This is a genomic window from Romboutsia sp. 1001216sp1, assembly GCF_039841805.1.
In the GTDB taxonomy this organism is placed as follows: Bacteria; Bacillota; Clostridia; order Peptostreptococcales; family Peptostreptococcaceae; genus Romboutsia_C; species Romboutsia_C hominis.
In genome coordinates this window covers 13,547-34,654 of sequence record NZ_JBDPHA010000015.1, presented here as the reverse complement: position 1 = coordinate 34,654, position 21,108 = coordinate 13,547, and the positions used below count along the sequence as shown (strand labels likewise).

15 protein-coding genes are annotated in these 21,108 nt (G+C 30.6%); all 15 read left to right on the top strand.

The features are described from left to right. The first annotated feature begins 8 nt into the window (after positions 1–8). Positions 9–1,118 carry a gluconeogenesis factor YvcK family protein gene (locus tag ABHC41_RS12505; RefSeq protein WP_166504690.1) on the top strand — a complete coding sequence of 370 codons (1,110 nt, stop codon included), beginning with the start codon at positions 9–11 and terminating at the stop codon, positions 1,116–1,118. 65 nt (positions 1,119–1,183) lie between these two features. Continuing rightward, positions 1,184–1,612, top strand: coding sequence for an NUDIX hydrolase (locus tag ABHC41_RS12500; protein WP_092922332.1), 429 nt, complete (start codon positions 1,184–1,186; stop codon positions 1,610–1,612). A 12-nt stretch (positions 1,613–1,624) separates the two neighbouring features. Further along, complete coding sequence (gene whiA, locus ABHC41_RS12495) at positions 1,625–2,569, top strand: DNA-binding protein WhiA (RefSeq protein WP_166504691.1); 945 nt, start codon at positions 1,625–1,627, stop codon at positions 2,567–2,569. A gap of 191 nt (positions 2,570–2,760) precedes the next feature. Further along, entirely contained in the window at positions 2,761–6,309 is a 3,549-nt protein-coding gene (locus ABHC41_RS12490) for a DNA polymerase III subunit alpha (protein ID WP_092922338.1), read from the top strand. A 295-nt stretch (positions 6,310–6,604) separates the two neighbouring features. Beyond that, positions 6,605–7,564, top strand: a complete 960-nt coding sequence (pfkA, locus tag ABHC41_RS12485) for a 6-phosphofructokinase (RefSeq protein ID WP_092922341.1) — start codon at positions 6,605–6,607, stop codon at positions 7,562–7,564. Positions 7,565–7,582: 18 nt separating this feature from the next. After that, complete coding sequence (gene pyk, locus ABHC41_RS12480) at positions 7,583–9,343, top strand: pyruvate kinase (protein WP_092922344.1); 1,761 nt, start codon at positions 7,583–7,585, stop codon at positions 9,341–9,343. Positions 9,344–9,567: 224 nt separating this feature from the next. Beyond that, complete coding sequence (locus ABHC41_RS12475; RefSeq protein ID WP_271893354.1) at positions 9,568–11,133, top strand: sodium-dependent transporter; 1,566 nt, start codon at positions 9,568–9,570, stop codon at positions 11,131–11,133. A 232-nt stretch (positions 11,134–11,365) separates the two neighbouring features. Next, the gene (locus tag ABHC41_RS12470) at positions 11,366–12,058 is read left to right on the top strand and encodes a hypothetical protein (protein WP_271893353.1); all 693 of its coding nucleotides are present in this window, start codon (positions 11,366–11,368) and stop codon (positions 12,056–12,058) included. Between the two features lie 75 nt (positions 12,059–12,133). Then, entirely contained in the window at positions 12,134–13,492 is a 1,359-nt protein-coding gene (gene rlmD, locus ABHC41_RS12465) for a 23S rRNA (uracil(1939)-C(5))-methyltransferase RlmD (RefSeq protein ID WP_092922353.1), read from the top strand. A 269-nt stretch (positions 13,493–13,761) separates the two neighbouring features. After that, positions 13,762–15,783, top strand: a complete 2,022-nt coding sequence (gene ligA / locus ABHC41_RS12460) for an NAD-dependent DNA ligase LigA (protein ID WP_271893350.1) — start codon at positions 13,762–13,764, stop codon at positions 15,781–15,783. A 127-nt stretch (positions 15,784–15,910) separates the two neighbouring features. Continuing rightward, a complete protein-coding gene (rph, locus tag ABHC41_RS12455) occupies positions 15,911–17,260 on the top strand; it encodes a ribonuclease PH (protein WP_271893348.1) in 1,350 nt (449 codons plus the stop codon). Further along, entirely contained in the window at positions 17,260–17,730 is a 471-nt protein-coding gene (locus tag ABHC41_RS12450; protein ID WP_092922362.1) for a metallophosphoesterase, read from the top strand. The genes rph and ABHC41_RS12450 overlap by 1 nt, the downstream gene beginning before the upstream one ends. A gap of 144 nt (positions 17,731–17,874) precedes the next feature. Further along, the gene (tig, locus tag ABHC41_RS12445; protein WP_271893345.1) at positions 17,875–19,161 is read left to right on the top strand and encodes a trigger factor; all 1,287 of its coding nucleotides are present in this window, start codon (positions 17,875–17,877) and stop codon (positions 19,159–19,161) included. Positions 19,162–19,240: 79 nt separating this feature from the next. After that, a complete protein-coding gene (gene clpP / locus ABHC41_RS12440; RefSeq protein ID WP_092922368.1) occupies positions 19,241–19,831 on the top strand; it encodes an ATP-dependent Clp endopeptidase proteolytic subunit ClpP in 591 nt (196 codons plus the stop codon). A gap of 15 nt (positions 19,832–19,846) precedes the next feature. Beyond that, positions 19,847–21,094, top strand: a complete 1,248-nt coding sequence (gene clpX / locus ABHC41_RS12435; RefSeq protein ID WP_092922371.1) for an ATP-dependent Clp protease ATP-binding subunit ClpX — start codon at positions 19,847–19,849, stop codon at positions 21,092–21,094. Positions 21,095–21,108 lie beyond the last annotated feature (14 nt).

The window sequence follows — 21,108 nt, the reverse complement described above, 5'->3', positions numbered from 1 at the left end:
AGGAAAAAATGAGTACTATATTTTTTATAGTAGGGGTAACAGGGTGGGTTTCTTTATTAATATCATTTTATTTATATAGAAGAATTGTAAATGAAAGAATCAAGCCAAGATATCTTAGAAGTAAGGAAAGTGTAGAACCAAAAGTTGTTGTTATAGGAGGAGGTACAGGTCAATCAATTTTCTTGAGAGGTCTAAAATACCATACTAAAAATATAACTGCAATAGTTACTGTTGCAGATGATGGTGGAGGATCTGGAGTATTAAGAGAAGACTTAGGGATGTTGCCTCCAGGGGATATAAGAAATTGTCTGTTAGCTCTTGCCAATATAGAGCCTACTATGGATGAAGTTATGAAGTATAGATTCACAGAAGGTGGCTTAAAAGGTCAAAGTTTTGGCAATCTGTTTTTGGCAGCAATGAATGGTTTATATGGAAATTTTGAAGTTGCTGTATATAAAATGAGTCAAATATTTGCAATAACTGGAAAGGTATTGCCAGTAACATTAGAAGATATAAATCTTGTAGCAAAGCTAAAAGATAAAAGCATAGTAAAAGGGGAATCGAATATTCCAAAGGAAGTAAAATCTAAAAATACATCTATAGAAAAAGTATTTTTAGAACCATCTAATGCAAAACCGTTGGACGAAGTTATTAACTCTATAGAAAATGCTGATATAATAGTTATAGGTCCAGGAAGTTTATATACAAGTATAATTCCAAATCTTTTAGTTGATGGAGTAGTCGATGCAATTAAAGCGTCAAAAGCCCCAAAGGTATATATATCTAACATAATGACCCAACCAGGGGAAACAGACGAATACAATGTTTTGCAACATGTAAATGCAATAATAAAACATTCAAGTGAAAATATTATTGATTATGTGATATCAAATAATGAAATATTACCAGAATATATATATGAAAGATACCAAAAAGATGGTGCTAGTCAAGTTTTACTAGACAAAGGGCAAAAAAATACCCTTAAAGGTATGGGGGTAAAATCGATAGAAGAAAACCTAATTGAGATAAAAAATAATTATATTAGACATGATGCAGATTGCATTTCTAGTATAATAGTTGATTTGGCACTAAGTCATAAAAATGACACTATGAAGTAAAAAAGGATTTTAAGTATTTATGTAGAAATCCTTATTATTATGTTAGTTTTAAGGAGTGAACATCTATGAGAGAAGAGGTTAGTGCCGGAGGTGTAGTACTATTTGGCAATGCCATACTTTTACTTAGAAAATTCAATGGAGATTGGGTTTTACCGAAAGGAAAGGTAGAAGAAGGCGAAAATAGGCAAGAGGCAGCGTTACGAGAAGTTTTAGAAGAAACTGGGGTAAAAGCTGAAATACTGAAATATTTAGGTGAAATTCATTATACATTCAAAGAAAACTGGGATGAAAACAAAGCGGTTCATAAAACTGTATTTTGGTATTTAATGCATGCAAGAAATATGGATACAATACCTCAAAAAGAAGAAGGGTTTATAGATGCTAAGTTTATACATTTAGATAGGGTAGTAGACTTGGCTAGATATGATGATGAAAAGGAAATCATCAAAGTTGCTTTACAAGAAATAAAAAAACGATTAAAAAAGAACAGTTAATAGGTGATAATTATGTCTTTTTCAGCTGAAACGAAAAATGAGTTAGCAAGAATTACGTCAGATAATGATAATTGCAACATAGCTGAATTAGCTGCTCTAGTAAGATTATCAGGAAGTATACAAATTGTAGGATATAAAAAATTAAATTTAAAGATAACTACGGAGCTAAACTCTATAGCTCGTAAGGTATTTAGACTACTAAAACAAAATTTTGGTATAAACACAACTATATCGGTAAATAAGAATCAAATGCTAAAGAGAAATAATAGCTATGTTCTTATGGTTACTAGTGAAATGGGAGCACAAAAACTTATAAAGGATTTAGGGATATTAGAGCCAGGAGATGGATTTTATCCTTTAAATAAAGTACCAAGTCATCTTTTAAAAGATGATGAATGTATAAGAGCTTTTATAAGAGGTGCATTTCTTGGAGGAGGATCTATAAGTGATCCGGGGAAAAATTATCATATGGAGTTTGTAACTAACAATGAGGAATTTGCAGAATCCCTACAGAACCTTATAAATTCATTAGGATTTAATTGTAAAATAGTTCTTAGAAAGAATAACTATGTAGTGTACTTAAAGGAAAGTGAACAAATATCGGATTTATTAAGTATAATAGGAGCTCACAATGCACTTTTAAGTCTTCAGAACACAAAAATTGTAAAAGCAATGAGAAATAATGTAAATCGTATAGTTAACTGCGAAACTGCGAATCTTTCAAAAACTGTTAATGCAGCAGTTAGACAGGTGGAAAATATTAAGTTTATACAAGAAACTATCGGAATAAATAGTTTACCTGAAAACTTGCAAGAAATAGCTAAAGTTAGGCTAGAATGTGAAGACTTAACATTAAAGGAATTAGGAGAAATACTAAATCCTCCAATAGGTAAGTCTGGTGTAAATCATAGATTAAGAAAAATAGAAGAGATAGCTAACAATCTTAGGAATAAGTAATATAGGGGTTATATTTATATAACCTCTTTTTGTATATAAAAATACGGTATATATTAACTAATAGTTCGTTATTTTAAGGATATATACTGATTAAAGGTATAAATATGATAGCTCAATAGATAAGTGTTAAAATTAAAGTTTTATCACCTTATTTTATGGTAATATAAGAAGATAAGACAGGAGGTGGTTTAGTGAGCAAAGATTTCGCACATCTTCATGTTCACACGGAGTATAGTTTACTTGATGGTTTTTCAAGAGTAAAGAAGCTTGTGAGTAAAGCAAAAGAATTGAATATGAGTTCTATTGCCATAACAGACCATGGTTGTATGTTTGGAGTAATAGATTTTTATAAAACAGCTAAAAAAGAAGGAATAAAACCTATAATAGGTTGTGAGGTATATACAGCACCTCGTAGATTAAGAGATAAAGACCCTAATTATGATAAAAATCAAGGACATTTAGTTTTATTAGCAAAGGATATGGAAGGATATCAAAATCTTATAAAACTAGTATCTACTTCTTATGTAGAAGGATTTTATTATAAACCAAGAATAGATATGGATGAACTTAGAAAATATAGTAAGGGAATTATAGCTTTATCAGCATGTTTAGCAGGAGATATAGCACAATCTCTTATGGATAGAAATTATGAAAAAGCAAAAAAATATGCTTTAGAATATGAAAGTATATTTGGAAAGGGTAATTATTATTTAGAAATACAAGACCAAAACATAGAAGAGCAAAGGTCTGTAAATGAAGAAATAATAAAACTTTCAAGAGAAACAGGTATACCATTAGTTGCTACAAATGATGTACATTATGTTAATAAAGAAGATGCAAAGATTCATGATGCACTTATGTGTATTCAGATGGGTAAAACTTTAAACGATCCAAATAGAATGAGGTTTGGTAGTGATGAATTTTATCTAAAATCAAGAGAAGAAATGGAAAGGGTATTTCCAGACGTCATAGAGGCATTAGATAATACTGTAAAGATAGCAGAACAATGTAATGTAGAATTTGACTTCAATACAATACATTTACCACAATATGAAGTTCCTAAAGGTTATACACCAGATAGCTATCTTAGAGAACTTTGCTTTAAGGGATTAGAAGAAAGATATGGTACCCCAAGTCAAGAAGTTATAGATAGACTTAATTATGAATTAAGTGTCATTGAAAAAATGGGATACGTAGAGTATTTCTTAATCACATGGGATTTTATAAATTTCTCTAAAGAAAATAATATAATGGTAGGTCCAGGTAGAGGTAGTGCGGCAGGTTCTATTGTTGCATATACCCTTAAAATAACAGATATAGACCCTATAAAATACTCACTGTTATTTGAAAGATTTTTAAATCCAGAGCGTGTATCCATGCCCGATATAGATATTGACTTCTGTTATGAAAGAAGAGAAGAAGTTATAGATTATGTAAAAAGAAAATATGGTGAAGATCACGTTGCACAGATAATAACTTTTGGAACAATGGGAGCTAAAGCTGCTATAAGAGATGTTGGTAGAGTTTTAGATGTACCATATAACAAAGTAGACAAAATAGCAAAAGAAATTCCATTTGCTTTAGGGATGACAATAGATAAAGCTCTAGAAACCAATCCAAATCTAAGAGCATTATATGAACAAGATAAAGAAACAAAAGAAATCATAGATATATCAAAGCAAATAGAGGGAATGCTTAGACATGCATCTACCCATGCAGCAGGTGTAGTTATATCTAAAAATCCAGTAGATGAATATGTACCACTATATAAACACCAAGATGCTATAACAACTCAATTTACTATGACTACATTAGAAGAGCTTGGTCTTTTAAAGATGGATTTCTTAGGACTGAGAACTTTAACTGTAATAAGAGATGCACTTGAATTGATAGAAAAAAATCATGGTGTAAAAATAGACTTTTCTAAAATGGATTATGATGATAAAAAAGTATATGAACTTTTATCATCAGGTAATACGCTAGGTGTATTCCAATTAGAAAGTGCTGGGATGAGAAGTTTCATGAAACAATTAAGACCTGATAATTTCGAGGATATAGTGGCAGGAATATCTTTATACAGACCGGGTCCAATGGATTCTATACCTACTTATATAGAAAACAAGAATAATCCAGATAAAGTTAAATACCTACATGAGTCTTTAAGACCTATAATGGATGTTACCTATGGATGTTTAGTATATCAAGAGCAGGTTATGCAGGTTGTTAGAGATTTAGGTGGATATACTTATGGCCGTAGTGACTTAGTTAGAAGAGCTATGGGTAAAAAGAAGATGGATGTAATGGAAGAAGAAAGAAGATACTTTGTCCATGGTAAAGAAGATGAAGACGGAAATATAGAAATAGCTGGGTGTGTAAGGAATGGTGTTCCAGAAGAAATAGCTGAAAAAATATTTGATGATATGATAGACTTTGCAAAATATGCTTTTAATAAATCGCATGCTGCTGCATATGGTGTATTATCATATGAAACAGCCTACTTAAAAGCACACTATCCAGTAGAATTTATGGCAGCTTTAATAACAAGTGTAATGGGTAATACTGATAAAGTTGTTGAATATATAAGAGAATGTAACGCATTAGGAATTGAAATATTAAGGCCAGATATAAATAGTAGTTTTTCTAAATTCTCAGTTGAGGGAACTAACATAAGATTTGGACTAGCAGCTGTCAAAAATGTCGGTGTGAATATTATAAATAATATAATAAGAGAAAGAGAAGCTAATGGCAGATTTACAGATATATCAGATCTTCTAAAAAGATTAGATTCAAAAGATATAAACAAAAGGGTTATAGAGAGTTTAATAAAGTGTGGGGCTTTTGATGAAATATCTGAAAATAGAGCAAGTCTAATGGCAGGGTATGAAGGCTTAATCGATAGTGTCTCTATGGACAGAAAGAAAAATCTTCAAGGTCAAATATCTTTATTTGATGCATTTGGATCTCAAGGCGAGTCTACTCAATTACAAGAAGTTAGTAAGTTACCAAGTTTAAAAGAATATGAGGAAAGAGAAAAGCTAAACTTAGAAAAAGAAGTCCTAGGAATGTATGTAAGTGGACACCCTCTTTCACAATTTGAAGAAGAAATAAGTAGAAGAACTTCTATTGATAATGGAAAACTAAATGCTTTAAAAGACGATGTTGAAAATTATTTAGCACTAGATGAAAAAGAAGTTATAATGGGTGGTATGGTAGTTAATAAAATAATAAAAACTACAAAAAGAAATGATATTATGGCATTTATAGAACTTGAGGATTTGTATGGAACAATAGAAATAATAGTATTTCCTCAATTACTGCAAAAATACAATCATATACTAAATGAAGATAATATTATATATGTAAAAGGTACTCTAAGTATAAAAGAGGATGAAAATGCAAAACTTATAGCTAGAGAGATAAAAGATATAAGTGACACTTCTAAGTTTGAAGAGTCTAGATATAAAAATAGAGTAGATAATAATCAAAGACAAAGATCACAGGTAGGTAACAATTCTAAACTTGGTTTATACCTAAAGGTAGATAGTCATAAAAATCAAGATATTATAAACCGTATAGGTGATGTATTTAAAAATCACTTAGGAAAAGAAAATGTATTTTTATATGCAGAAGATACAAAACAATTATACAAGTGGAATGGTCTAAGTGTAGATATATGTGAAGAGTTGATGTATAGCTTAGAAAAAATACTACCTAAGAGTTGTATCAAGATAAAGAAATAAAGATAATAATGAAGTTTTATAATAAAACGTTAGATAAAATATTTTAATAAAGTACATTTTAGGAGATTATATTTACTATAAAGTTAAAATAGGAATATAATTTCCTATGTACTATAAAGAATAAAAATAAAATAGAAGAATATTAATAATATTATTAAAAAAGTAATGTATATTATGGTATAATATCAGAAAAGAATATATTAGCATGTTTAATTTTTTTAACTTTGATGGGATAAAAAAAAGATACAGGGACGATTAATGTCCCTGTATGTAATATATACTAGGAGGTATCATTATGAAAACTATAGGTATATTAACAAGTGGAGGAGATGCTCCAGGAATGAACGCAGCTATAAGAGCTGTTGTCAGATCTGCTATTTATTACGGATGCAAAGTATATGGAATTAACAGAGGATATAAAGGGTTAATAGAAGAAGACCTAGAAGAAATGAACTTATCTTCTGTAGGTGACATTATACATAGAGGTGGAACAATATTAAAGTCTTCTAGATGTGAAGAGTTTAAAACTGAAGAAGGAAGAAAAGTAGCAGTTAAAGTTTTAAAAAAATATGGTATAGATTGTTTAGTTGTTATAGGTGGAGATGGATCATTTAATGGTGCATTAAAATTAACAGAGTTAGGTTTCCCTGCAATAGGATTACCAGGAACTATAGACAATGACTTAGCGTATACAGACTATACTATAGGATTTGATACAACAATTAATACTATAATAGATGCCATAGGTAAAATAAGAGATACTTCTTCATCTCATGAAAGGGTTAACATAATTGAAGTTATGGGAAGACACTGTGGAGACTTAGCTTTATATGCTGGTCTTGCAGGAGGAGCGGAAACTATAATAGTTCCAGAAATTAACTATAATGTAGATGATGTATGTAATAAGTTAGATACAACAAAGAAAAGGGGTAAAAGACACAGTATAATAATTTTAGCAGAGGGTGTTGGAAATGCCCAAGACCTTGGAAAAGAAATAGTGGCTAGAACAAATGCAGATTTAAGAGTTACAATACTAGGACATGTCCAAAGAGGAGGAAGTCCAACGGCATTTGATAGAATATTAGCTAGTAAGATGGGCGTTAGAGCGGTAGAATTGCTTCTAGATGGTAAAGCTGGAAGAGTTGTAGGTACTAGAGCAAATGAAATAATTGACATGGATATAACTGAAGCTTTATCAATGACTAGGGATTTTGATAAGGAAACTTATGAGATGGCAAAAATACTATCTATATAATTTAGGAGGAGCATATATATGTTAAATAATATGAAGAGAACAAAAATAGTTTGTACATTAGGACCAGCATCAAGTACGGAAGAAGTATTAACACAACTTGTTGAGAGTGGGTTAAACGTTTGTAGATTTAACTTTTCTCATGGATCTCATGAAGAGCACAAAGAAAGATTTGATGTTGCTAAAGGGGTAAGAGAAAAATTAGGAAAGCCAGTAGCGCTTTTATTAGATACTAAGGGACCAGAAATAAGAACAGGAAACTTTGCTGACCCAGAAGTATTATTAGAAGAAGGGCAAACATTTACTATAACGATGAAAGATGTTATAGGAACAAAAGAAATTTGTACAGTAAGTTACAAAGATTTAGCTAAAGATGTTGTTTCAGGAGATACTATACTAATAGATGATGGATTAGTAGGACTTAGAGTTAAAGAAGTTAATGGAGATGATATCGTTTGTGTAGTTGAAAACTCTGGAGTAGTTAAAAATCACAAAGGTGTAAATGTTCCGGGTGTTAAGATAAACTTACCAGCTATAACTGAAAAAGATGCAAGTGATATAGAATTTGGTATATCTCAAGGTATAGATTACATAGCAGCTTCATTTGTAAGAAAAGCATCAGACGTATTAGCTATAAGAGAATTATTAGAAAAAAATAATGCTACAGATATACAAATAATATCTAAAATAGAAAATCAAGAAGGTGTAGATAATATAGATGAAATATTAAAAGTTTCTGATGGTATAATGGTTGCAAGAGGGGATCTTGGAGTTGAAATACCAACAGAAGATATACCTGTAGTTCAAAAGATGATAATAAGAAAATGTAACGAATTAGCTAAGCCAGTAATAACAGCTACTCAAATGCTTGATTCTATGATAAGAAATCCAAGACCAACAAGAGCAGAAGTTACAGATGTTGCAAATGCTATATACGATGGAACAGATGCTATAATGCTATCAGGAGAAACTGCTGCTGGTAAATATCCAGTTGAAGCTGTTAAGACTATGGCTACAATAGCTAAAAGAACTGAAGAAACATTAGATTACGATAACTTATTAAAGCAAAATACTAATAATAACTCAACAGTAACAGATGCAATAAGTCATGCTACTTGTACAACTGCAATAGATTTAAATGCATCAGCTATAATAACTTCTACATCTACAGGATACACTGCTAGAATGGTATCTAAATTTAGACCTAAGTGTCCAATAATAGCTACTACTGATGATGAAAAAGTTATGAGAAGATTAGCTCTTACTTGGGGTGTATATAGTGTTAAAGCATCTAATGCTCATAATACAGATGAAGTTATAGAAAACTCTATAGAAGCAGCTAAAAATGCTAAATACATAAACAATGGAGAATTAGTTGTTATAACAGCTGGAGTACCTGTTGGAGTAAGCGGAACTACTAACTTAATAAAAGTTCATGTTATAAGTGAAGAAATAGCAAATGGTATAGGTGTTGGAAGTAAGACTGCTGAAGGTAATGTACGTATAGTTAGAAATGTAGGGGAATGTGTAGAGTTTAACGAAGGAGATATATTAGTTACAACTATGACTGATATAGAAATGAATCCATATATAGAAAAAGCAGGAGCTATAGTAACAGAAGAAGGCGGTATGACTTCACATGCAGCAATAGTTGGACTAAACTTAGATAAACCAGTTATAGTTTCAGCTAGAGATATATTAAGTATAGTAAAAGATGGAGAGGTTATAACTGTTGATGCATCAAGAGGAGTAATATATAGAGGATCAAGTAGAGTTCTGTAGTAAAAAGAATTAAAAAATAATTTTAAATTTTCTAAAAAATTAAAAATAACAACTTTAAAATTCCTAAAGTCAGTTATACTATATTTTTGAGTTATATATTAGCCACTAAGTTTAATAATTAAACTTAGTGGCTATTTTTTGTATTCATATTCTGTAACAAATTGATATGTAACAGTAATATGCACCTCATTTAAAGCATAACTATAAAAAAAGGGGGGATACAAATGTCAGAGAGTAGAGAGAATTGGGGTTCTAAGGTTGGCCTTATATTGGCTATGGCGGGTAATGCTGTTGGGCTAGGGAACTTCTGGAGATTTCCATATGTAGCCGCTTCAAATGGTGGAGGAGCATTTATGATACCATACTTCTTCGCACTAATAGTTATAGGTATACCTATAATGTTAGTTGAATGGAGTATTGGACGCCATGGAGGTAAATATGGGCATGGTACAATAGGTCCTATGATGTATTTACAGGCTAAGCAAGCAATGGCTCCGAAAAAAGCAATTATAGTTGGAGCTTTATGTGGAATGATAGCTTTTGGAGTTACTATATTAGTTAACTCTTACTACAATCACATAATAGGATGGTCATTAGGGTTTGCATTCAACTCATTGACAGGAGGATACAATTCAGATCCAGGAGCGTTCTTTGGAAGTTATATACAAGATCCGAAGAATTTAATATTCTGGGTTATTTCATTACTCTGTCTAGCATTTGCTGTAATGAAAGGTATACAAAAAGGTATAGAATCATGGGCCAAAGTTATGATGCCTACGCTTTATGTATTTGGTATTATACTAGGTATAAGAGCGTTGACACTAGGGGCACCAGTCAATCCAGATTGGAGTTCATTAGCAGGTCTTAACTTTATATGGAATCCAGACTTTAGTCAATTATCATGGTCATCTGCAATAGCAGCAGCAGGTCAAATATTCTTCACATTATCTTTAGGTATGGGTATAATACACAATTATGCATCTTACTTAAAGCCAGATGAAGATATAGTAACAGCTTCTGTAGCTACAGTATCATTAAATGAATTTGCAGAAGTTATATTAGGTGGTACAGCTGTTATACCTATAGCTTATGCATTTTTAGGACCAGAAGGTATAAAAGGAAGTATAGGTCTTGCATTTATGGTATTACCAAATGTATTTAGCACTATGACTGGTGGAGGAATATTTGGAGCTCTGTGGTTCTTATTGTTATTCTTTGCTGGTATAACATCTGCAATAGCAATGTACAATTATTTAGTTGCATTACTAGAAGAAGATGCAGGTATAGATAGAAAGAAAGGTGCTTGGATAGTATTTGTTGGATATCTAATAGTTGGGGCACCAATAGCATTAGAGTCAATACTAACTCAAAGTGCTAACTTAGTTTACTTTACAGAAATTGACAACTGGATAGGTAACTACTTACTGATAGTTCTTGGGTTAATAGAGATAATAGTAATAGGTTGGTGTGTTAAAGATAAGGCTTTACAAGAAATGAATAGAGGCGGATTATGGAAAGTCCATAAGTGGTTCTTTAGATTGTTCCATCAGTTCTTAACACCAATAACTATAATAACTTTCCTAGTATTCTTCACAAGAGATTATTGGATGGCTGGTAACTTTAAAATAACACCAAGCTATATAGAAGGTATACCAGAGTTTGCCGTTTGGGTAAATTTAGGTAGAGCAGTTGTTTTTGGAGTATTATTGATTGGCTTTATTCAATCATATAAATCTATCAAATCTAAATATAAAGAGGAAATAGAATCAAATAAAGTAACAACTTCATAAAATAAAGGAGGTTGAACTTATGACAGGCGCTGCATGGGTATTTATGGGGACAATATGGACTACAATATTTGTCTGTATAGGAGTATCTATGAAAACTATAATTAAAGATCAAAAGTAAGATAAAATATAAAAACCCTACTTAATTTTACTGTAGGGTTTTTTGAATAAAACACATATATAATAAGGTAAAAATAGATTAAGTATATTAATATATATTTAAGGGGGGATTTTAATGGGCGGAAAATTAGTTATGACAACTATAAATCAAATAAGAATAGAGGTTGAGAAATCTAAGAGGATAAAGGATAATAAAAAGGAAAAATACATAAAACAGCTTAAAACATTATATACAAAGTATGAGGACATAGAAATAAATGAAAATTTTAAAAAGCAGTATCAGCAACTAAATTCAAAAGGAACAGAGCTTTTAAAAGAAATTAAAGGATCTAAAGATGAAAACAAAATAGAAGGGAGTATAGAAGTTTACATAAGATATTTAAAAGCATCTTTATGTGACTTTGAGGGAAAGACAAGTTACTTAAGAAAGTATATTACGAGTTTTTTATTTAGTTCCATATTGTTTTTAGCACTATCTCCACAGTTTTATGGATTTATATTGCCAGTGATATTTTTCTTACCTATATACATGGGTCTAAAAGGTGTTAAACAAAGAACCATGACGGGATTTTATATGACTATGAGTGTTGTACCTGTAGCTATAATGACTTCTTTTACATGGATAAGATATGGAATTAATGCCAAGGCAGACTACACAGGCGCAGTTAAGGCTATTGTAGATAGTGGGGTAGCAGAAGGTTTAGCAGAAAAATTAGTATATATAGGACCTATATTTGGTTTTATATTATTATTATTTGCTTGCTTACAAATGTATAGGGGCTATAAAAGTAGAGATTTATTTATATAAGGGCTTTATAAGGCTCTATTTTTTTGGTAAAATAAATTCTTGTAGCTTTAAAATATACGGACGGAGGATACTTTGATGTTGACAAAAAATAAAGAATATATTGTAGATATAGTTGATATAGGTCAAGGTGGAGTAGGAATAGGAAAACATGATGGATTTACAGTCTTCGTAGAGGGCGGATTAGTAGAAGACAAGGTAAAAGTTAAAATAAACAAATCTAAGAAAAACTATGCAGTTGGAGATATAGTTGAAATAATAGAAAAATCACCATTTAGAGTTGATAGAAAATGTAGTGATTCACTTAAAGATTGCGGTGGATGTCAGGTACAAGAATTAGAATATCAAAAGCAATTAGATATAAAAACAAATGAAGTAAAACAAGTTATAACGAGAATCGGAAAATTAGATAACGTAGAAATACACAATACTATAGGAATGGAAAATCCTTTTAGGTATAGAAACAAAGCACAATTTCCTATACAAAAGAGTGGAAATAATCCAGTAATAGGTTTTTATAAGAAAAAAAGCCATGATATAATTCCAATGGACAAGTGTATAATACAACATGACATAAATGATAAAATAGTGAAAATAATAAAGACTTATATAAATGCATATAATGTAAGTGTTTATGATGAAAAAACACACACTGGAGTATTAAGACATTTAGTAACTAAAATAGGATTTACGACTAATGAAGTAATGGTTGTATTAGTAGCTAATGGCAAAAAGTTGCCATATTTAAAGGAGTTAGCATCAGTACTAGAAGAAAATATACCAGGATTTAAAACTTTAGTGGTTAATGTAAATAGAGAAAAAACTAATGTTATATTAGGAAAAGAAAATAGAGTTATATATGGAAATGGAAAAATAAATGATTATATAGGAAATTTAGTATTTGAAATATCTCCATTATCATTCTTCCAAGTAAATCCAGTTCAAACAGAGGTTTTATACAATAAAGCTTTAGAATATGCTGATTTAAAAGAAAATGATACTGTATTTGATATATACTGTGGAATAGGGACTATATCATTATTCTTAGCTCAAAAGGCAAAAAAGGTTTATGGAATAGAAATAGTGGAAGATGCTATAAAAGATGCTAAAATAAATGCTCAGATAAATAAATTAGACAATGTTGAATTCTATGTAGGTAAGGCTGAAGAAGTTGTTCCTAAGATGTATAGCGAAGGAAAAACAGCTAATGTAGTTGTAGTAGACCCTCCTAGAAAAGGATGTGATGAGAAAGTATTAGATACAATAATATCAATGCAACCGGATAGAGTGGTATATGTATCTTGTAATCCATCTACATTAGCAAGAGACCTAAATTACCTAGATGAAAGAGGGTATAGATGTACTGAAATACAACCAGTAGATATGTTCCCTCATACTATGCACGTAGAATGTGTAGCAAAATTAGAAAAGAAATAAAAATGCAAATAAATATAGTGGAATTTGGTTAGAATAGTATTAAATAAATGTATATAGCACCTCAGAACTTATCATCGCAGTCATATATACATTTATTTTTAAATAGATTGGTCCTTCAAGCAATTGAAGGACTTTTATTTTTTTATTATAGAGAAATTATAATATGAAATAATTAAACAAATGATAAGGTTATAGTGATATACTAAAATATATTAAAGTTATAAAATGGCAATAATAAAAAATAAGATTTTACATAAGAGGTGATAATAGTGAATGTAGAGAATAGAATAAGTGAATTAATAGATTTAATAAATTATCACAATGATAAATACTATAATGAAGATACTCCTGAAATATCTGATTATGAATATGATAATCTAATGAAGGAGCTAATAAAGTTAGAAGAAGAAAATCCTAAGTTAAAAAGAGTAGATTCTCCATCAAGTAGGGTTGGAGGAAAACCATTAGATAAGTTTGAACAAGTAGTTCATAAAATACCAATGTTAAGCTTAGCAAATGCATACTCTGCACAAGACTTAAGAGATTTTGACAAAAGAGTAAGAGACATGGTAGAGGGTGAAGTAGAATATGTTGTAGAGTTTAAGATAGATGGTTTATCTGTAGGACTTACATACAATAATGGATTATTTGAAAAGGGAGCAACTAGGGGAGATGGTATTGTAGGAGAAGATATTTCTCAAAATCTTAAAACAGTAAAAAGTATACCTTTAAGAATAAAAGATCAAGAAGAAGTTGTTGTAAGAGGCGAAGTATTTATATCTAAAGATGATTTTAAAAAGGTTAATGAACAACAAGAAAAACAAGGATTACAATTATTTGCTAATCCTAGAAACTTAGCTGCAGGCTCATTAAGACAATTAGATCCTAAGCTAACAGCAAAAAGACCTTTAGATATATTTATATTTAATTTAGAGTATGTACAAAACACAGATTTTAAGAACCATAGCGAAGCCTTAGATTATCTTAAAGAGTTAGGATTTAAGGTAAGTCCAAATTATAAAGTATATAATAATATACAAGATGTAATTGATCATATAAAATATTGGACAGATAATAGGGGTGAGCTAGGATTTGAAATAGATGGTATGGTTATAAAAGTAAATAATTTAGCTCAAAGAGAAACTATGGGGTATACTGCTAAAAGTCCAAGATGGGCAATAGCATATAAGTTCCCAGCAGAACAAAAGAAAACCAAAATATTAGATATAATAGTTGAAGTAGGTAGAACTGGAACAATAACCCCTACAGCAGTACTAGAACCTGTAAGGCTAGCAGGAACTAGTGTAAGCAGAGCTACACTTCATAATGAAGATTACATAAGAGAAAAAGATATAAAAATAAATGATACAGTATTGGTTCAAAAGGCCGGTGATATAATTCCTCAAGTTGTAGAAGTTATAAAAGAAGAGCGTACTGGAGATGAAATAGATTTTGAAATGCCGAAAAAATGTCCTGTATGTTCTGAACCAACAGTAAGATTAGAAGGGGAGTCTGCTGTTAAGTGTATTAATATATCTTGTCCAGCTCAAATTAGAAGAGGTATAATTCACTTTGTGTCTAGAGATGCTATGAATATTGATGGATTGGGAGAATCTATAATAACACTTTTACTAGATAAAGGGTTAATTAAAGATATAGCTGATTTATATACATTAAATAAAGATGAAGTTGTAAAACTAGATAGAATGGGAGAAAAATCAGCAAATAACTTATTAAACTCAATTGAAAAGTCTAAATCAAATGATTTATGGAGGTTTATAAATGGATTAGGAATAAAATTTGTTGGTACTAAGGGAGCTAAAATACTAGCTAATAACTTTAAGGATTTAGATTTAATAATGTCTGCATCAAATGAAGAGTTAGTTAATTTAGAAGAGTTTGGGGGAATAATGGCAAATAGTGTTGTTAAATTCTTCCAAGAAGAAAAGAATATAAAATTAATAGAAAAATTAAAGAGCTGTGGTGTAAATACAAAGTCAATACAAGACGAAAGTTCTGATATTGCTAAAATATTTGAGGGGATGAAAATCGTACTTACAGGTACATTGCCAACTCTTAAAAGAAATGACGCAAAAGAGATGATAGAGTCTAGGGGAGGAAAGGCTACTTCAAGTGTAAGTAAGTCTACAACATTTGTATTAGCTGGAGAAGAAGCAGGTTCAAAATTAACTAAAGCCAATGATTTGGGTGTAAAAGTAATTGATGAAGATAAATTTATACAACTAACAGGCTTACAGTCTAAAGAAGAAGTAGAAAATGAATTAAAGTAATAAGCAAACTATTGTAGAAATAATATTTCATCTACAATATTACGAATGTAGAAAGCTATTAACAATATATGCTAATATTATTAGTATATACAAAAGCTAAGCATACAAGATTAAGAGAGGTATTTATATGGCGAGAATTAATAATAGAAAAAATGATGAAATAAGAGATATAAAAATAACTAGAAATTATACTAAATATGCAGAAGGTTCTGTGCTTATAGAAATGGGGGAAACAAAAGTAATATGTACAGCTTCAATCGAAGATAAAGTACCACCATTTTTAAGACACACTGGCACAGGATGGATAAATGCTGAGTATTCTATGTTACCAAGATCTACTCATCAAAGAAAAATAAGAGAAGCATCAAGAGGAAAGCTAGACGGGAGAACTCAAGAAATACAAAGACTAATAGGAAGAACTATAAGATCTGTTGTAGATTTATCTAAAATAGGCGAAAGAACTATATGGGTAGACTGTGATGTTATTCAAGCTGATGGTGGAACTAGAACAGCATCAATAACAGGGGCATTTGTAGCGGTTGTAGATGCTTTAAATAAATTACATAAATCAAAAGCAATAAAAGAAATGCCAATAACAAACTTTGTATCTGCAATAAGTGTTGGTATAGTTGGCCAAGAACATATGCTTGACTTATGTTATGAAGAGGACTCAAATGCACATGTAGATATGAATATAATAATGACTGATAAAGGTGAATTTGTTGAAGTTCAGGGAACTGGAGAAGAAAGACCTTTCTCAAGAAATGATTTAAATAAATTATTAGAACTTGGTGAAAAAGGAAATAAAGAATTAATAAAAGCGCAAAGAGCTGCTTTAGGTGAAATAGCAGATGAAATATTAGGTATGGAGTATGGAAATGAAGTTGTTATAGCAACAAATAATGCTCATAAATTAGAAGAAATAGGTGCTATACTAGAAGATTTTGAATACAATGTATATTCATTAAAAGATGTAGATTTAGCGGGAATAGAAATAGTTGAAGATGGAAAAACATTTGAACATAATGCACTTATAAAGGCAAGAACTATAGCAAAGAAAACAAATATGATAACAATAGCTGATGATTCAGGATTAGAGGTAGATGCTATAGGGAAAAAACCAGGAATTTATTCTGCTAGATTTGCAGGAGAAAATGCAACTGATGAAGAAAATAGACAAAAGTTAATGAAATCTTTAAATAATGTGGCTGCAAGTCAAAGAACTGCAAGATTTGTATCAGCTATAGCTGTAGTATTCCCAGATGGAAAAGAGTTTGTAGTTAGAGGAACTTGTGAAGGGGCTATAGGATTTGAAGAAAAAGGTAAAAATGGATTTGGATATGACCCATTATTTATAGTAAGTGGATATAATAAAACATTTGCAGAAATGCCAAGTTCTGTAAAAAATAGTATAAGCCATAGAGCTAATGCATTAAAATTAATGAAAAGTGAGTTTTCTAAAAGGGTAGTGAGATAATGAAAATAGGTATAGTAAGTGATACACACATGATAACTAAGTTTATAGATAAAGCTATACCCTACTTAAAAGATTGTGATTTACTAATTCATGCAGGAGATAATTTTTCTGATTCTAAGTATATACACAATATGACTAATGTTCCTATTATGGCTGTAAAAGGAAATTGTGATTTTGAAAATGTAGAAGATGAATTGGTATTTGATATAGAGGATAAAACTATATTCTTGTGTCATGGGGATAAGTATGGAGTAAAGTATGGATTAGATGAACTAGAAATAAAAGCAAAGTCTGTAAATGCAGATATAGTTGTATTTGGTCATACTCATACACCTTTATGTAAAGAAAAAGGTGAAATTTTATATATTAATCCTGGAAGTGTATCTTTTCCAAGGGGAGTCGCATATAAAAGTTTTGTAATATTAGATATAGATAATGGAAAAATAAATATGACAGAAATTAAGATATAAACAAGTATTCAAAAGTTTTATAAACTAAGTGAATACTTGTAAATAAAAAAACTTATGTGATATAATTAAAGAGTTAAACTATAATATTGTAAATTAAAATCAATATAAATTAATTACATAACAATAACTAGGAGGATTAAGTTAATGAAAGCAGAATTATTAAAAAAAGAAGGTACTAAAGTATCTTTAAAAATAACTGTAGAAAATGATAAATTTGAAGCAGCAGTAACAAAAGCATACAATAAAAATAAAGGAAAGTTCAATATACCAGGATTCAGAAAAGGTAAAGCTCCAAGAGTTGTAATAGAATCTCAATACGGTAAAGGTGTATTCTACAACGATGCTATAGAATTATTATTCCCTGAAGTTTATCCAGAAGCTATAAAAGAATTAGATATAGATCCAATAGATAGACCAGACTTAGATGTAGAAGAAATAAGCAAAGACAACGGATTAGTTATGGTTGTTACTGTTGAGGTTAAACCAGAGTTTGAATTAGGAGCTTACAAAGGTATAGAAATAGCTAAAGTTGATAATAATGTAACTGAAGCAGAAGTTGAAGTAAGCCTACAAGAAATGCAAAACAAGCACGCTAGATTAGTAAGTGCAGAAGATAAAGCATTAGAAAAAGGATTCACAGCTATAATAGACTTCGAAGGATTCGTTGATGGTGTAGCATTTGAAGGTGGAAAAGGTGAAAACTATAGCTTAGTTATAGGATCAAACACTTTCATACCAGGATTTGAAGATCAATTAGTAGGAAAGAAAGCTGGAGAAGAAGTAGAAGTAAACGTTGAGTTCCCAGCAGAATACCATGCTGAAAACTTAGCTGGAAAGCCTGCAGTATTCAAAGTTAAAGTAAATGATGTTAAGGTAAAAGAATTACCAGAATTAGATGATGAATTTGCTAAAGATTCAAGTGAGTTTGATACATTAGCTGAATTAAAATCTGACTTAAGAGCTAAGTTAGAAGAAAACGCAAAAGCTTCAGCTGAAGCTGAAATGAGAAATGCTATAGTTGAAAAAGTTTCTGCAAATACAGAAATAGAAATACCAGAAGCTATGATACAACATCAAATAGACAATATGTTAATGGAACTTAACATGCAATTACAATACCAAGGATTAAACTTACAACAGTTATTACAAATGACTGGAAGAAGCATAGAAGAGTTAAGAGAAGAAAGAAGAGAAGATGCTGCTAGATTAGTAAAATCTTCATTAGTATTAGAAGCAATAGCTAAAACTGAAGCTATAGAAGTTTCAGAAGAAGAAATGAACGAAGAATTAGAAAAAATGGCTAAAATGTACAACATGGAATCTGATAAAATAAAAGCATCTTTAAGAGAAACTGATATAGAAGATATAAAAGGTCAAATAAAGATAAGAAAAACTATAGATTTATTAGTTGATAATGCAGTAATAGCTTAATTTTTTACAGTAGCCTTTTAGGCTACTGTAAATTATATATAAACAAAATAAATATAAACATATAGAGGGGGTATGATCTATGGCATTAGTACCTGTAGTTGTTGAACAAACAGGAAGAGGAGAAAGATCTTACGATATATATTCTAGATTATTAAAAGATAGAATAATATTCTTAGGAGACGAAGTAAATGATGCTACAGCAGGTCTTGTAGTGGCACAATTACTTTTCCTAGAAGCAGATGACCCAGATAAAGATATACATTTATATATAAATTCACCAGGTGGAAGTATAACTGCTGGAATGGCAATATATGATACAATGCAATATATCAAACCAGATGTAAGCACTATCTGTATAGGTATGGCAGCGTCTATGGGAGCATTCTTATTAGCAGCAGGAGAAAAAGGAAAGAGATTTGCATTACCAAATAGTGAGATAATGATACATCAACCATTAGGTGGGACTAGAGGGCAAGCAACTGATATAGAAATACACGCAAAAAGAATATTAAAAATGAAAGACACTTTAAATAAAATATTATCTGAAAGAACAGGTCAGCCATTAGAAACTATTCAAATGGATACTGAACGTGATAACTTCATGAGCGCACAAGAAGCTAAGGAATATGGTTTAATAGATGAAGTAATCACACAAAAAGACCGTAGATAGGAAGAGGTGCTTAATATGTCAAAAAATGAAGACAAAAGACAGTTAAAATGTTCATTCTGCGGCAAAAACCAAGAGCAAGTAAGAAGGTTAATTGCAGGTCCAAGTGTTTATATATGTGATGAGTGTGTTGAACTTTGTGATGAAATAATCCAAGAAGAAATAGAAGACACTGTTGAAGAGGATACAACATCTCTACCTAAGCCAAAAGAGATGATGGATATCTTAAATGGTTATGTAATTGGTCAAGAAACAGCTAAAAAAGCTTTATCAGTAGCAGTTTATAATCATTATAAAAGAATATACAGTAAAAAGGCAAGCAATAAAGATGTAGAAATACAAAAGAGTAATATACTTTTACTTGGGCCTACAGGTTCAGGGAAGACATTATTAGCTCAAACACTAGCAAAAACTCTAAATGTTCCTTTTGCAATGGCTGATGCAACATCTTTAACAGAAGCTGGATACGTTGGAGAAGACGTAGAAAACATACTACTAAAGCTTATCCAAGCAGCTGACTTTGATGTAGAAAAGGCTGAGAGAGGAATAATATATATAGATGAGATAGATAAGATAGCTAGAAAATCAGAAAATCCATCTATAACTAGAGATGTTAGTGGAGAAGGTGTTCAACAAGCTCTTTTAAAAATATTAGAAGGAACAACAGCTAACGTTCCACCACAAGGTGGTAGAAAGCATCCACATCAAGAATTCTTAAAAATAGATACAACTAATATATTATTTATATTAGGTGGAGCTTTTGATGGTATTGAAAAAATAATACAAGGCCGTGGTAAAGAAAAAACTCTAGGATTTGGAGCTAAAATTGAAAGTAAAAAAGAAATGGATTTAGGAAAGGTATATGCCCAAGTACTTCCAGAAGATTTACTTAAATTTGGTTTAATACCAGAGTTTATAGGAAGGATTCCTGTTGTTGCAACTCTAGAATTATTAGATGAAAATGCTTTAGTTCAAATATTAAAAGAACCTAAAAATGCTTTAGTAAAACAATACAAAAAGCTTTTAGAAATAGATGACGTTGAACTAGAATTCGAAGATGACGCACTTCGTGCAATAGCTAATAAAGCTATAGAAAGAAACACAGGTGCAAGAGGTCTTAGAAGTATAGTTGAAGGAATCATGATGGAGAGCATGTTTGAAGTTCCATCGAGAGATGACGTTAAAAAAGTTGTAGTTACAAAGGAATGTGTAACTAAAGGAGAACAACCAGTATTTATATTAAAAGATCAAGAAGAAAGTGCATAATAAAAAAGAGGAGC